The organism is Paenibacillus sp. FSL H8-0175, from assembly GCF_045040615.1.
Taxonomy (GTDB): Bacteria; Bacillota; Bacilli; order Paenibacillales; family Paenibacillaceae; genus Paenibacillus_AQ; species Paenibacillus_AQ odorifer.
The window spans coordinates 3,111,518-3,124,989 of sequence record NZ_CP150299.1 but is presented as its reverse complement, the minus strand read 5'-3'; the positions used below and the strand labels follow the sequence as shown (position 1 = coordinate 3,124,989).

12 protein-coding genes are annotated in these 13,472 nt (G+C 43.5%); all 12 read right to left on the bottom strand.

Annotated features, from left to right (window positions below):
- Window positions 1-9: 9 nt before the first annotated feature.
- The 12 genes from MHH46_RS13825 to MHH46_RS13770 all read right to left on the bottom strand — a co-directional run bounded on the left by MHH46_RS13825 (window position 10) and on the right by MHH46_RS13770 (window position 13,459).
- Complete coding sequence (locus MHH46_RS13825) at window positions 10-3,180, bottom strand: hypothetical protein (RefSeq protein WP_076190004.1); 3,171 nt, start codon at window positions 3,178-3,180, stop codon at window positions 10-12.
- 16 nt (window positions 3,181-3,196) lie between these two features.
- A complete protein-coding gene (locus tag MHH46_RS13820) occupies window positions 3,197-4,000 on the bottom strand; it encodes a phage tail domain-containing protein (RefSeq protein ID WP_076190003.1) in 804 nt (267 codons plus the stop codon).
- Complete coding sequence (locus tag MHH46_RS13815; protein WP_179086246.1) at window positions 4,001-9,208, bottom strand: phage tail tape measure protein; 5,208 nt, start codon at window positions 9,206-9,208, stop codon at window positions 4,001-4,003.
- A 95-nt stretch (window positions 9,209-9,303) separates the two neighbouring features.
- Window positions 9,304-9,651: a hypothetical protein gene (locus MHH46_RS13810; protein ID WP_143762702.1), complete on the bottom strand. Its 348-nt coding sequence runs from the start codon at window positions 9,649-9,651 to the stop codon at window positions 9,304-9,306.
- Window positions 9,581-9,913 carry a hypothetical protein gene (locus MHH46_RS13805; RefSeq protein WP_256717156.1) on the bottom strand — a complete coding sequence of 111 codons (333 nt, stop codon included), beginning with the start codon at window positions 9,911-9,913 and terminating at the stop codon, window positions 9,581-9,583. The genes MHH46_RS13810 and MHH46_RS13805 overlap by 71 nt, the downstream gene beginning before the upstream one ends.
- A 70-nt stretch (window positions 9,914-9,983) precedes the next feature.
- Window positions 9,984-10,766 (bottom strand): hypothetical protein, encoded by a 783-nt coding sequence (locus MHH46_RS13800; RefSeq protein ID WP_076138798.1) that lies wholly within the window; start codon window positions 10,764-10,766, stop codon window positions 9,984-9,986.
- 42 nt (window positions 10,767-10,808) lie between these two features.
- Complete coding sequence (locus tag MHH46_RS13795) at window positions 10,809-10,997, bottom strand: hypothetical protein (protein WP_076190000.1); 189 nt, start codon at window positions 10,995-10,997, stop codon at window positions 10,809-10,811.
- Window positions 10,998-11,070: 73 nt separating this feature from the next.
- Complete coding sequence (locus MHH46_RS13790; RefSeq protein ID WP_076189999.1) at window positions 11,071-11,505, bottom strand: hypothetical protein; 435 nt, start codon at window positions 11,503-11,505, stop codon at window positions 11,071-11,073.
- The gene (locus MHH46_RS13785; RefSeq protein ID WP_076189998.1) at window positions 11,502-12,080 is read right to left on the bottom strand and encodes a hypothetical protein; all 579 of its coding nucleotides are present in this window, start codon (window positions 12,078-12,080) and stop codon (window positions 11,502-11,504) included. Before MHH46_RS13785 ends, MHH46_RS13790 begins: the two co-directional genes overlap by 4 nt.
- A complete protein-coding gene (locus tag MHH46_RS13780; protein WP_076138802.1) occupies window positions 12,077-12,646 on the bottom strand; it encodes a hypothetical protein in 570 nt (189 codons plus the stop codon). Before MHH46_RS13780 ends, MHH46_RS13785 begins: the two co-directional genes overlap by 4 nt.
- Window positions 12,646-13,080, bottom strand: a complete 435-nt coding sequence (locus MHH46_RS13775; RefSeq protein ID WP_076189997.1) for a hypothetical protein — start codon at window positions 13,078-13,080, stop codon at window positions 12,646-12,648. Before MHH46_RS13775 ends, MHH46_RS13780 begins: the two co-directional genes overlap by 1 nt.
- Window positions 13,070-13,459 carry a hypothetical protein gene (locus MHH46_RS13770; RefSeq protein WP_076189996.1) on the bottom strand — a complete coding sequence of 130 codons (390 nt, stop codon included), beginning with the start codon at window positions 13,457-13,459 and terminating at the stop codon, window positions 13,070-13,072. The genes MHH46_RS13775 and MHH46_RS13770 overlap by 11 nt, the downstream gene beginning before the upstream one ends.
- Window positions 13,460-13,472: the final 13 nt, after the last annotated feature.

The following is a 13,472-nucleotide window of genomic DNA, read 5'->3' as shown; positions in this document are numbered from 1 at the left end:
ATCCCTCCTTTATACTGTTGAAAAACTGAAATCTAAAACTAATAAACCGTTATAGAAAACTCCGCCTGAGGCTCCTAAACTTACTCTACCGCTTGTAGTGATATCCATAATACCTGTAGACATCGCAGTTCCGTTAGACGATGATGCAGTTACTACAGTCTGGATAGCAGGGCGATATCCTACAGGTAACATAAATAACAGAGTATCAGCCGCACTCACTCCACTACTAACGGTTCCTCTAACATGTACTATTCCAAAACTATCTTTGTAGAAACTAGCACTAGAGATAATTGAGGTGAATTGTACCCATCCATTAAGCAATGTAGGGTATAACCATGCAGGAGTGTCTTTCTCTGCTTTCTTGGCGGCTAACGCACTAACGGTTGAGCTTATCTCTGTCACTGCGTCGGTTAAATCATGCAACTGTCCCTTCTCAGTGGCTGCGTAAAAGCCAGTAACTCCCGGTACAGGGGATTTATCCAGTTTAATGTAAGAGACACTGTAAGAGGCGCTAGGATCGTAGTCTGCTGCTGGAATAGTAGCTAACTGTTTTCCGAAGGCTGAGACAAAATCAAGGACCGTCCATCTGTCGTCTTGTCTGCTATCCCTAAAAATACGCAGTATCTTATCCGCTCTGTATTTTAGGGTGTTTCCAATCAGCCCCGCGTTATTGAGGTGGTACTTATTCCCTGTTGATTCCCATACCGGGGTTGCACGCTCACGTGATACATACCCATTACCTACCTCTATAAAGTTATCTCCTTCAATTAGTGATAGGCTGCCATCCTCCTGCACTGTTTCAGTTACAGGAGTTGCTAGGCGGTATAGGAGTTGATAAGGTTTCCATCCTACATGTCCGTAGTTTTGGTCTGTAGGCAAGGTGCTCGTTCCTGTAGAGGTATCTCCCATTACAAATCGCCATGCTTTTGTACCACTGATATACGGAGTAGTAAACGTTGCCCCTGACACGCTACCCATTTGGTAACCGTTAAAATAAGCCTTTATCTCGTCAGTACTCGGGGTATAGGAGTCTCCCCAACCGGAGTCAGTAGAGGAAACAGTGACTGTTGTATTTCCGGATGCTGAGGTACGATAAACGTCTGCTGCTGCCGAAGATGGAACATCACTGAAAGTTTGAGTTAACACCTTCCCATCAAATTTCACTAACGCCGATATAGAAGAGTCCGAAAGTGTTGGCGCTATCCCCAATGCTCTTAGTCGTTTATAACCTGTATGTGTGCTGAGCACTGTCCAATCTTGCAGTCCTGACAGCGTGATCTCACGCCATAACTTCGTTACCTCATACCGTCCGTTAACCTCACGCAGTATATCCGGTTCACTGCCGTCATTTGGGTTAGCGTGTAACTCTACTCCACCAAAGGCAATAAGAGAGTCTTCACGTGGCTGGAACGGGGTGACCGTGCTGCCGATTTCGAGTTGAATATTGTCGTAGCGCTTCGTTTGGACTGCTGAGGTATTGTAGGAAGCATAGAGTAAGAACTGAACCTCCGTTTCCGCCCCAGTATTGAACGTTACAGACTTTAACCCTGTCCCACTTACTCCTGAGGATATTCCCGTTCCGTCACTGCCTTTTCGCACGGATATGACTGGTGCGTCTGTCCCTGAAATAATTGAAGCAACGTAAGATAACGTATAGCTCGTGTTAGGTAAAACAGGATATTTCTTTGTTGTTGCATATCGAAATCCATTTGCATCTGACGTTACTGAAACGCTATTAGAATCATTTTCAATATAACTTACGCCCGTTAAAGTGCTTGCAATACCACCGTTGTAGAGATTCCTACCATATCGCCGCACATAGAGTCCATCTACTCCATTAATACCTGGAGGTACATAAGGTAAGAGACGGTCTATAGCTTCGCCTGTGATTGTGGTTCCTATGGCGGCGTAATCTGCTGCGGATACGGCGTATAGGCGGACCTCATCAATATAAACTGTAGCTGCTACAGGTGGTACTTCCATTCCAGCAATAACGCGGAACCCACTACCCACCAATGTATTTGAGATAGGCACTTTAAGATATATTAATTGCCACTTCCCCGTAATTGATGTATCTGCATTTGCAGTGTACCTCGTTGTTACCGTGTTGTAGTCTCTCAACGTAACTCTAATCGTTCCGCTAGTATATGACTGGATATAAACCCAGCAAGCGAGGATATAATATTTAGTGCTATCTAGACTAACCGGAAAATCCCGAATTATATAAGCGGCTGCGGACGTGGATGTAAATTTAAAAGATGACACTCCGCTCTTTAGCATTTCAGTTGAAATTGAAGCCCCGCCGGACACAGACCATCCCGTTAAACTCTCTCCACTCCCAGCCCCACCAAGTAAATCTATCAACGTCCTACCCTGTACCTTTAATCCTTGTAGTCTAGCGTTCTTTGTTGCGTTTAAGATTTGCTGACCAGCTGATAGGATGACTGCTGTAGTAGCTTCGGTATCCATTCTCTTTCTGTCGTCTGCACTCATAAGCCCCGGTGCTGTAGTTGTTGCAACAGGAATAGGATCAGATCCACCAGTTAAATGACTGGATGCATGAGCGCCAGGAGCAGCGGTTCCTGTTGCTGTTACAATCATAGTCTTTGTAGCTGGGTTATTCGTTACTGTGATCCCTGTACCACCAGTAACTGTGAGCGTGTCTGACTTATCTCCAGCAGGGATATTATTGACCTGAGAAAATGCTTTCTGATTGACTTCCGCACCAGCCTGAATACCCGCCAGCTTGGTATGCTCCGCAACACTTGTATGCAGATCACTGTTGTTCATGTGTGTATTAGCTGCCTCCAGCGTAGTAGCCGGGGCTGTACGCCAGGATGACTTGCCGGTGATTGCTTTGATCATGTTGGACAGCCAGCCCAGCAGGGTTGTAATAGTTCCGGTGTCTCCTGTCGGAGCTGTGGTATCCGCAATAGTTCGGTTTCCTATCACGGTGTCTGTAGCAGATCCAGCCCCACCAGCTCCGGTCGTGATCCCCGCCAGCTTGGTCTTCTCGGCTAATGTGGTATGAAGATTCCCATTGGCGATATGCGCATTAAAGTCGCCCACAGCAACATCATGTGCATCCAAGGTCGTTTCAATATCAGCATAATTATCGTTGTGTTTATTCAAATTTGCCATATCAAGTTCTTTAGTTATCGTTCTACGGTTAAATGACATATTTATAGTCCCCCTCTCAATAGAGATATTTGTACCTAAAAATAAATGCGAGATTCAGCGATAACGAACTGCCACTTACTGTAAATAATGTATCCCCTGGTTTTAGTTTAAAGAAAACTGAATTACTTCTTGAATAAGCGTTTTGTCCATTGAGGAAAACTGTGCATTCATCTGGATCACAATTAATCTCCCACACATCTGAAGCACTGCTCGTGCCGTATAGTATGAGTGTGGATAGTCCATCGGAAAGACTGAAATTTGAGAACGCCCCACTAATTCGAATGATCGGGAAAGCCTTAACGGTGCCCTCATTCCGAACGACGACGTTCTGACCACTTGTACTGATCCACATTGCATAATCGCTGTACGAATACCCTTGCCCATATACCAATCCTTGTCCATATTCACGAACGGTTGTATCCTGGATTGATTCAGGATATGGATTGTTCATCTTGATGGGGATTGAAACCTCTCCATCAAAAATCAGCTTTGTGATATCCATCGTCCCTGCGTATCTACCTATAAATCTTTTTCCCGGGTGATCTTCAAAGGTAAATACAATATCTCCTTTTTGGATGTTAAAAAGAGCCGCTACAAGAGCGACTCTTCTTTGGTAATCTAATGTAGGATCATCGGCCATTATTATGCACTCAAGATTGAATGGTCTAGGGCCGTAGGTGCTACCGAAGTCTAACGCTCCGTCACGATCAGCCAGTTCAATTGTATTGTCCTTCGTTGGCGGCAAGACAGGGATATTATGAGATTTCAGCCCCAGCCCGATACTCGCAAACGAAACTCCATCCGCTGTTGCTGCAATCAATTATTTTGCCCCCATTCTTGATTGTGACCTACGTACAAAGTTATCTTTCTCAGTCCAAAACACCCTCGCTGTAGAATCATCCGCAATATAAATATCTCCCATATTGACTGCAACGTCGCTACGGATATCATGCCCGAGTCCAGATCCTCCTGACGCTGCTGGCATTGAAAATTGAGGTAAGGAGTAGTTTATTGAAGGCATTTTGAATTCCGGCATTTTAAAAAGATTGTCATGCTGCTGTTCAGTGTAAAATCTCTCACCAACCTTAGCCTTTACAATAACTTCTTGCCCTTTGAAATCACCTTTGACTTCACCACCGGTATGGAATGATTGCAATTTCCCGGTATCCTTTGTTATTCCATACAATTTACGCAATTCTTCATTTCTCGCCGTTAGCCTAGCCGCTTCTGTTGCATTTCCTGAAGATTTGGCGGCTGTCCAAGCATCCTTATTGGCGTTGTACTCGATTAAATCTAAATCCCTCTTAGAAGCACCACCTACTGATAAAGAGGTTGTAGATCCGCTCACAGTAGATGTTAGTGCAGTAATAGCGCTCATCTTTGATTGATAGTCTGCGATAAACTGATCCAACTGAGCTAATATCTCGGCATTCTTCTCGGATTCCTTCAGTACTTGGATGTTTTTCATCAATTCCGCGCGGTTGGCAGTATCGGAAGAAAAGTCCTCAAGTGCTTGGAGCAACTCATCGTAATGTGTTTTAGTAGCTTCGATGTCCTTGTCATAGGCTTCCTTCTTAGCGTCCTTTTCATCTTGAAGGGCTTGCTTCTGCTCTTCCAGGCTTCTCTTAGCTAAGGTGCGCTCATGATCGAGTTGCAACTTCTCAATGTCTTTTTGAACCTGTTTCCGTTCCGCGATTCCATCCGGTCCTACGGCTGAGGCAAGCAAAGCTAATCTAGCTTGTTTCTCTGCTAGTGCACTCTCGTAGTCTTGGTCTTCATTTAATTCCTGTTGCTTACTAAGTAAATCATCAATAGCTTGGATCTCAGCATCCTTCGCAGCAACATAAGCATCCCGCTCTGCCTCTATTGCTTTAATAGCAGCACTTTTAGATGATTCGATGCTCGTCTTATAGTTTTTGGCTAGCGTCTCAACGGTCTTGGTTTCGTCTTCGATCAGCTTCTGACGTAATGCATAGACTTGTTCGTCTGCTTCCATCCGTTGATCTGTACCAACACGATAAATAGCCTGAATTTTCAACCAGTCCTGCAATTCACTTTCGGTAGTAGTCTGACCCATAGCCTTTCTATAGTTCAAATCCTTTTGAAAGTCAGAATATTGTTGCTCAAGCAAGCTTTTCTTTTGCTCGTAAATCAGCTTTTCTAACGCAAGGCTCTGCTCGGCAGTTCGATTTTTATCTTTTGCCATGCGTTCATAGGCTTGTAGTTCCATTGTGATGATATTAATCTTACTTTTTCCAGCCATCTCCATCTTAGTGGCTTCTTTATCAATCCATGTCTGGGAATTTTGGTAACGAAGCTCATTGTATTTCACCGTCAGATCAAATACTTGTTTTTGAGCTTCCGCTTTTTGTTCTGTAGTTAAATAAGACTTCGACAACTCTTTATTATAAAAATTAAGTGATGTCTTCACCATTTCGACTTCTTGGAGATTTGCCTGTCTCATTTTTTCGATTTTCTTCTCAAGAATCGAAACATCTTCGTTGTACCTACTATCATTAAGTGCCTGAATGTCTCTAGTCCATTCTTTTAAGGCATCTTTATCTTCGGCAAGGTATTGCTTATGACGATTCTTAAGTCGCTCGTAACCAGAAATCTGTTGTTCTATGGACCAACCTTGCCGTTCTGCTACATACTGGAAGTTATCCATTTCCTCATCATATGCTTCCTTGCGTGCAGCAGCCGCTTCTTTTGCTGCCTTTTCTGCCTTTTCTGCATTTGATGATTTTGATTTATCCTTACTACCACTTTTATCTTTAGAATTTTTACTAGAAGATACACCAAAGGATGGATCTTGATACATACTGCTAAGTGCAGCTATTTTATCATCGTAAACTTTAGACGCTGTATCGTAATCATCAATAATGCTCTGAATTTCCGCTTCTGCTGCTGCTTGAGCAATACCCGCTTCTCTAAACTGTGATTTAAAGTATTTGAGATCGTCTCCAGTTTGAGTAACGTTATCTCCTGTGATAGCCTTACTACCATTTAACTGAGCCTTTAGCTGTGCCAAGCTCTTAATAGCATCTGCTTCAATTTGATAGGCAGATAATCTTTCGTCGGTAGCTACTTTTGTATTAAATGCTGACGATTTCTCAGAATTTAAGTCATCAATAGCTTTCTGGATTTTCATTTTCCGTAGATTGTTAACCGCATCCGTCTCAAATGCCCATCCATCTGCAGTTTTATAAATCGCTGATGCAAGTTCGGGATATTTGTTAATGAGATCCGTAGCGTTTGAAGCATTTAAGGACTGACCTTTTGCCAGTTCATCTAGTACTCCGTTTAGTTCCGAAACCGTTTGACTATTTCCTTTGACTGTTGATGCCCATTCTTCTTGCGCTTTTATGAGGGCTTTAACTTCATCAGATAGTTCTTCTGTTGATAAGGAGGCAGCGTCCGTTGAATCTGAGTAACTCTCCATTGAATCCGCTGAATCTGCTGCAGCTGTGGCCAATCTACTATTCGCTGCTACACTTGCCTCCGTGACACCATTAAGGGCATCAATGGCTGATTTACTTGCATGGATTTTTTGCTCTTCTTGGGACAGTTCTGTTCCCAAAGAAATCATCTCATTGCCCCACATTTCCCGTAGGGTTTGAACTGTTTTTCCTAATACCTTATCAACTAAACTCAGGTCGCTCTCTGAAGCGTTTTTAATAGCGAGGTCAGTATAGGCAATCTCCTGCTCTAACTCTGCTTTTCGCTTCGTGGCAGCATCCAAATTCGCTTGTTCGACGATTTTGATACTCTCAGAATATCGTGTCTTCCATTCTTCAATTTTTTGAATATCCAACTCTTTCGCATTACCAAGTTCATCCCATTGTGATACAAGACCAGGCATCGTGGCACTGAGTCGATCCATTACATTCGCCAGTTCTGATTTCGCAGCAGAAACTTCTTTGTCCGATTTAGTGTTATCGTCAACGATAGATTTCAGTTCGTCGTATCTAGCAACTAGTTCAGCTGTTTTTCGATTCTGTTGCAGAGTCTCATCATTCACTTGACTTTGTGTACCTTTATAATAAGCCCATGCGGTTGTCGCTGCGCCTACGACTAGAGTAATGGCTGTTAATGCCGCACCAATCGGCGTAGCAATAAAAGCCTTTTGGGAAATATTGGCGGCATCAGTAGCAACCTTCATCCCAAGCATCCCTTTAGCCGCGGCAGCGACTCCTGTAACCAAAGAAACCAGAGTTTGTCCAGTCAGAATCCTGGCTCCCGTGTTTAAAACCGTAATTGCTCCACCTAACAAAAGAATCGATGTGACAGTATTTTTGATGGGCCCTGGTAGATGGTTAAACCCATCCAGTAAGATTGTGGCTTGGCCTACAATTAACTTTAATCCCCCAAGTAACCCGCTATCACCAATAGATATAATCAGCTCATCCCAAGAAGCGCGTAATTGCTCAGATTGCTTTGTTAGTGTAGTCATTGTGAGGTTGTTTTCTCTTTGTGCTGATCCAAATGATTCCTCTGAAACCTTAGCCACATCCATAACCTTACTATAGTTATTCATTAATGCGATAAACCTTGATGCTTGATCTCCCCGAGCGATGGCTTGCGTAATCTCGCTACGTTCAACATCTGAGAGGTTATCCCACTGAGCTGCGATCTTACTAAGTAATTCTGGGAACTTCATCATATCGCCATTAGCTTGTTTCATCACTCCAACATACTTTTCTAGCTTGTCTACTGCTATAGGTCTACTGGAGAAACTAATAAAGGATTTTATAGCATTACCAGCTACAGAACCAGAAAAACCAGCTTGATTCAGTGTAGTCAAGTATCCGATGAGTTCGTCAATGTCCACTCCAGCGTTTTTAGCTGTAGCACCCACTCGGTTTATACCTTCTAAGAGCTTCTTAGATGTTGTTGGAAAGTTGTTGGAAACTTCATTGAGTTTATCAAGCAACTTTTCGGAGTCTTCAGCAGCCATCCCGTAGTTGAGAATTGCTCCTGTCATTAATTCTTGAGCCTGGGAAGCACTTTGAAAGGATTGTTCAACGTTTTTAGCCATCAGTGCTGTTCTGGCCAGTTGTTCAGTTTGCTTCTCGTCAAAGCCATTCTGAGCGATGAGCGTATAAACACTCGCGACTTCTCGCAGTGCATACCCATATTCCTTGGCGCTGGATATCATGGAATCTTTGACATACCCAACGTCCGCGGATTCGCCCATGACCCGCTGCACGTTAACTAGTTCATATTCAAAGTCTTTAAGGAGACTGATTGCCTCAGTGGCTCCTCTCGTAAAGGCATAGTACAAAGTTCCCGTCATAGCAAACTGTGCGGCTGTACCCGTAATTCCGTTGATCTGAGTCTGTGTCTGAGTCAACGAACGGCGAATACGTTGTTCTTCTTGTAATGCTTTTTCGCGAACCTGTGTTTCTTTACGTTCTCTAGCCTGCAATGCATTTAACCAAAACTTCTCGTAGTTCGCTGCATATTTCTGAGATTGTTGACTTTCTCTCTCAGCTAATTGCGCTATTTTTTGCCGGATCGCTTGTTCCTGCATTAATACACGTTCTCGTGTGCTATCTGTTCCTGTAGATGACGAACTTCCTGTTGTTAATTTGAGAGCACTAGCTGTGGCTTTATTCTGTAACGTTTCCATCCGTTTTTGATGTTCTCGCTCTTGTTGCTCAATAGCATCATATCTTTTTCTAATGATAGCTTCTTGTGCAGCCATTTTAGCATCAACTAATTTATTAGCTTGTTCCATCTGGCTCTTCTTTGTCTGTATCAGCTCGGTCTGAGCTGTTCGTTGTTTAACAAGAGCTTCCGACTCAGCCATGATTTTCTTTCGCCGCTCTTCAGAAGTGAGGGCAAGTTTATTAGAAGCCGTTGCTAACGCTGTATAGTTTTTAGTGGTTACCGTAATTTCCTGATTTAGCACTTTAAAGGTTTCTGCGTTCCCTTTTACGCCTTGGTCAATTGCCTTAAATGCTGGGATCATTTTAGATGTATCTAAACTTATTCGAGCACCAACTACATCTTTGTTGTCTGCCATTGCCATCCCCCTTGATTGTTAAGGAAAATTTTCCTTGCTACTGACACGTCTACATACAGAAAAAGAGGTCCCCGGCATCATGCGGAGACCTCTTTTTATTTTGGAAAGATACCTAAATCAGATAGGTACTTTGCTTTCTTCGGCTTTTTGGTGATTTCTCCACCGTGAAGAGCAATTTGGAACTCTTGATTCCTCTTTCTAATTCTTTTGAGAGCGTATATCTTAGGGAAAGTCATGTTTTCCCATTCGCTATCTGGAATACCTAGAGTTACACATAAGGCCCATGCATCAAGTAGTGTTTGTTCTCTTCCCTCTTCCGTCCCTTCGCTCTCGCTTTCTTCCTCAGCGTCCGGATCAGGAGGGAACGATTCCTCATAGAAATCGGGTAATGAGTTTTTCCAACTCCTCAATACCTTCGAAATCGACCTGATCATATTCTTCATCTGGCAGACCGCCTTCAAGAATAAGATCGAAAGATTCGCGATAGGCAGCTTCCGCCTTAGGCCAGTCCACAGCTTTCCCTAGATCGCTTTCGAGCCATGGTTCCCTCCCAATAGTTACAGAGAATTGATAGGGTATGTCCTTCATGATTTTTCGCACCTGTCGTATAGTTCCAATAGTTCCTATTTTCACATTCTTAACAAGTCCTTCAGCTAGTCTGACTTCTGAACCTATATTTAATGTTTCATCGATTTGCTTTTGCACTGTTATTCCTCCTCAAAATAGATAATCCCCCGCTATAACAGCGAGGGACAATCATTGTTTATTGATGCTTCTAGTCTACGAAGATAATCGTTGCTGCAATACCTTCTGGATTATCTGGAGTGACATCTGGTTCCAAAACCTCCAGATTAAGAGTGCTTGTGCTAGGTGTCTTACGTGCAGCACCAACATTCAGCGTACCACCACCCACAGCTTTGTATACCGTCAACTGCACCTGCACGGGTTGACCTGTTCGGTCATTTATCAATTCAAAACGGTGAACAAACTTAAATGGTTTAGGACGCCGTGTTCCTTTGAAGTTGCTGGATGTTCCTTGTTTGGACCATTTATAGGTCACAATCACATTTTTGTTCAAATTCCCTGTTGCAGATGTAATAACACCGTCCGCCGTAATTGCATATTGCCCAATGGTTGGTGTTGAAGCCACTCTTTCAAGCTTGCTTAGCGTTCCATCTACCGCTTTAAGATAGACCTCGTCACTATCCTTAACAAACGTACCACCAAAAGCTTCAATTCCTTCGATGGCATATCCAGTAGCACCGAGAATGCCCTCTTCGTTCTCATCGATTTCAACAGGACCTGTTTTTGTCTCTGCCCCTTGAGAAATCTCAGCAATTACAGCAGAATAACGCGGCAGCTCAATTGTAAGCACATCTTGCAAATCTTGTGCGGTCAAGTGAAATGCATAACCGGACTGTCCACCAAATACCTTCGTCCAGGAGAACTGCGGTGCGAACATAACACTGTTAATTTTTTCATCAATGTATCTTAGAGTCCCATCGTAATCTCTCATCCATATCTTACCGACTCCATCAAATACTAATGGTTCCTGCATTCGTATATCCCTCCTTGGGTAATAAAAAAGGAACTGATCAGTTTATTTGATCAGTTCCCATAGTTTTAAATCAATTTCTTGAATTCGTTTGTAATCGTTCGTTTCTTTATATCCTTCAATCGGTTGTGTACCTTGCTCCATTAGTCCGAGCTTTTTAGCCAGCTTAACTTTTTCTTTCACAAGTTCCTCAAGCTCTGTCGGCTCTTTCTTAAGTTCGGGTTTTTCTGTCACCGTATCACTCCTTTTCCTTATTTCTATATTACTTCAATTACACTTTACAATCACGTTCATGCTTTAACCCTGCTTAATTAATGCGGATATAATCGATATCGTAGATACCCTTGTAGCCCTTTACTCCACTTATCCCTGTTGCAAAGTCACCGTCGTAGGCCAATACGCACAAAAATGAATGAAACTTAGGTTGAACAATCCGCCTATCATGCAAAAGTTCAAATGACCTCTCGAATAATAGCTTCGCCTCATAGCCAGTCTTACCGTAAAAGTCTATACAAAACTTACCTTGAAAAACGAGTGGGTTTCGTCCGTATTGCCCCGGCATAATGTACTGGCAGATATGCGGTAAGGTTTCCTTTGTCACTACTATTTCAGGCTCTACACCTTTTGTGAAGCGAGTTGCCATCTGTTCGCCATTTGCAGTTGGCGTAAGCTTCAGCATAGCCATAAACGCCGTGTCATCCTTATGTGTGTTCTGTATAGCATCAATCAGATGAAGGCTCATGTCTTATCCTCCAAAAAGTACTTGTGGTATGGAAAGTTTTCAATTACCTCCGCAATCCCTTGTAGGATTCGATTACGATTGGACTGGATTGCGATACGTAGAAAATAGGTCGGTGGTGTTGGCTTGAACTTCGGGTCAATATCTCCACGTTCTGCTAGCTCCTCCAGGTCCACTCCAGCATAGCCACCGCCTGAGAAACGCATCGTACCATCTATGCTTTTGTAATTCCCTTGTCCACGCCCTACAACCACCTTACTGCTGCGTGATCTTAGTCGATTCCACGCATCAGAATTCATGTAAGTAACTAAACCGGGGTTTTGTGAGGCGTCCGCCATTAAAGATCCCTTACCAAACTGTTCAAGCCATGCCTGCCAGTAATCTGCTGTAATATCTCCTGAGATCATTTGATTAGCGAGTACGAACATTTCCATTTTAAGTTTATCTCGTACTGCTGGATAGTATCGTATACCACCCTTGGCAGTCAGTAGGACAATCTTTGTTAACCCGGTAATTTGGAGAGACAGCTTGTGTTCTAAATCCTTAGACGCCCTTGTAGCATCATATCCGGTGATCATCGCACACTGTCCGATAACTGCACATGCAGTAGATTGGGGTATTTAACTACATCAACGGCATCCACCTGATAAGCCTTGCCGTGGAGAATAACCTGATCTGGATGGATGGCGTCTTGAGGGTCTTTTATATTAACCGTTGTTTGTAATTGCAACGTGTAAGTTGTGGAGGGTAGTAACCCAGGATCGTCTTGGCGTAGTCGTGCAGTGACGTATTGAGCAAAAGCGATAACATTCTCTGCAACTGGCTTGTACTCTTCGTCACCGATGGCATTATCATTTTCGTCATACTTTTGCGAGTAACGTTCGACTGTTATTGTTGCATTGGTTTTGATCAATGAACAGTATTTATCCTTCTCAGTGGTTGGACGCAAGGTTTGAACAAAGAAAGTATCACCGTTTTCGATTAAGTCTCCCGGTTTCACAAGCGATGTTGGAGCGAATAAACCATTGTACATGTATTCTTTGCCGACAATCGTTGTTGCTCGGGTATCCCTAGAAAGTATAACTACATCCGGATCGCCGTTTACAGAACACGGAGAGTGGCGGTGAGCGAATTGTTTGAACATCAGTAACGCCGCCTTTCCTTGTATCGTGTTGGTCCAGCAACGCCAAATATCGGGGCATCTGTTCCTGGTGTCACAGTGGATATCAAATCAATTAGCGCATATGCATCGTCAATTAATTGAATTCCAAATGCACGCCAATCCACAACTTGATTTTCAATGGAGTAATCGAAGTCTTTCTTGGACTTTGCAATTCTTGCAGTCATAGATGGAGCCAGTATGGCAGCGACCATACTTACAGCCGCTGCATATACATAGTTCCTATCATCCTCAACCAAGTCAGCATAGTCGGGTACTTCTTTGATGACCTTAGCTTCTGCTATGGGTAAAACAGAAAGGGCGTCTATGTCGGCATCGGATATTACATCCTCACCGACTCCTAGACGCCCTCTCACTTCATCATGGTACGTATCCGTGATGAGGATCTTATTTGCCATCCTCGCCACCACCGGCTTCGTTGATAGCCTTCTTCAGCTCGTCAGCGTCCATTTTGGTGTAACCAGGGATTTTCAGTTCTTTGGCCGCAGCCTTCAGTTCCTTAATTTCCCCATCCGCTTGAATCATTGCGATTTGTTCCAGTAGCTCCGCTTCACGTGCTTTGGACTCTTCGAGTTGAACCTGAAGTTCCAGTTCGCGGTCGGATGGATTGTCGCTGACGATGTCATTGCTGTCCACGAGCTCAGCCAGCAATTCACCGGTTGCTGCATTCCGAACTTTATTCTTTGCGATTTCCACAAGGCCTTCGGGGGCATCTGTTACGATGTCCCCGGCGTTGTATTCTCCTACGGCATCAACCAATACTTTTACGATTGTCATTGTATGCCCCTCC

Excerpts from the sequence above, each read along its gene's own strand:
- MHH46_RS13825 (WP_076190004.1), bottom strand. The coding sequence starts at position 3,180 with ATGTCATTTAACCGTAGAACGATAACTAAAGAACTTGATATGGCAAAT.
- MHH46_RS13815 (WP_179086246.1), bottom strand. The coding sequence starts at position 9,208 with ATGGCAGACAACAAAGATGTAGTTGGTGCTCGAATAAGTTTAGATACA.
- MHH46_RS13810 (WP_143762702.1), bottom strand. The coding sequence starts at position 9,651 with ATGAAGAATATGATCAGGTCGATTTCGAAGGTATTGAGGAGTTGGAAA.
- MHH46_RS13800 (WP_076138798.1), bottom strand. The coding sequence starts at position 10,766 with ATGCAGGAACCATTAGTATTTGATGGAGTCGGTAAGATATGGATGAGA.
- MHH46_RS13790 (WP_076189999.1), bottom strand. The coding sequence starts at position 11,505 with ATGAGCCTTCATCTGATTGATGCTATACAGAACACACATAAGGATGAC.
- MHH46_RS13785 (WP_076189998.1), bottom strand. The coding sequence starts at position 12,080 with ATGATCACCGGATATGATGCTACAAGGGCGTCTAAGGATTTAGAACAC.
- MHH46_RS13780 (WP_076138802.1), bottom strand. The coding sequence starts at position 12,646 with ATGTTCAAACAATTCGCTCACCGCCACTCTCCGTGTTCTGTAAACGGC.
- MHH46_RS13775 (WP_076189997.1), bottom strand. The coding sequence starts at position 13,080 with ATGGCAAATAAGATCCTCATCACGGATACGTACCATGATGAAGTGAGA.
- MHH46_RS13770 (WP_076189996.1), bottom strand. The coding sequence starts at position 13,459 with ATGACAATCGTAAAAGTATTGGTTGATGCCGTAGGAGAATACAACGCC.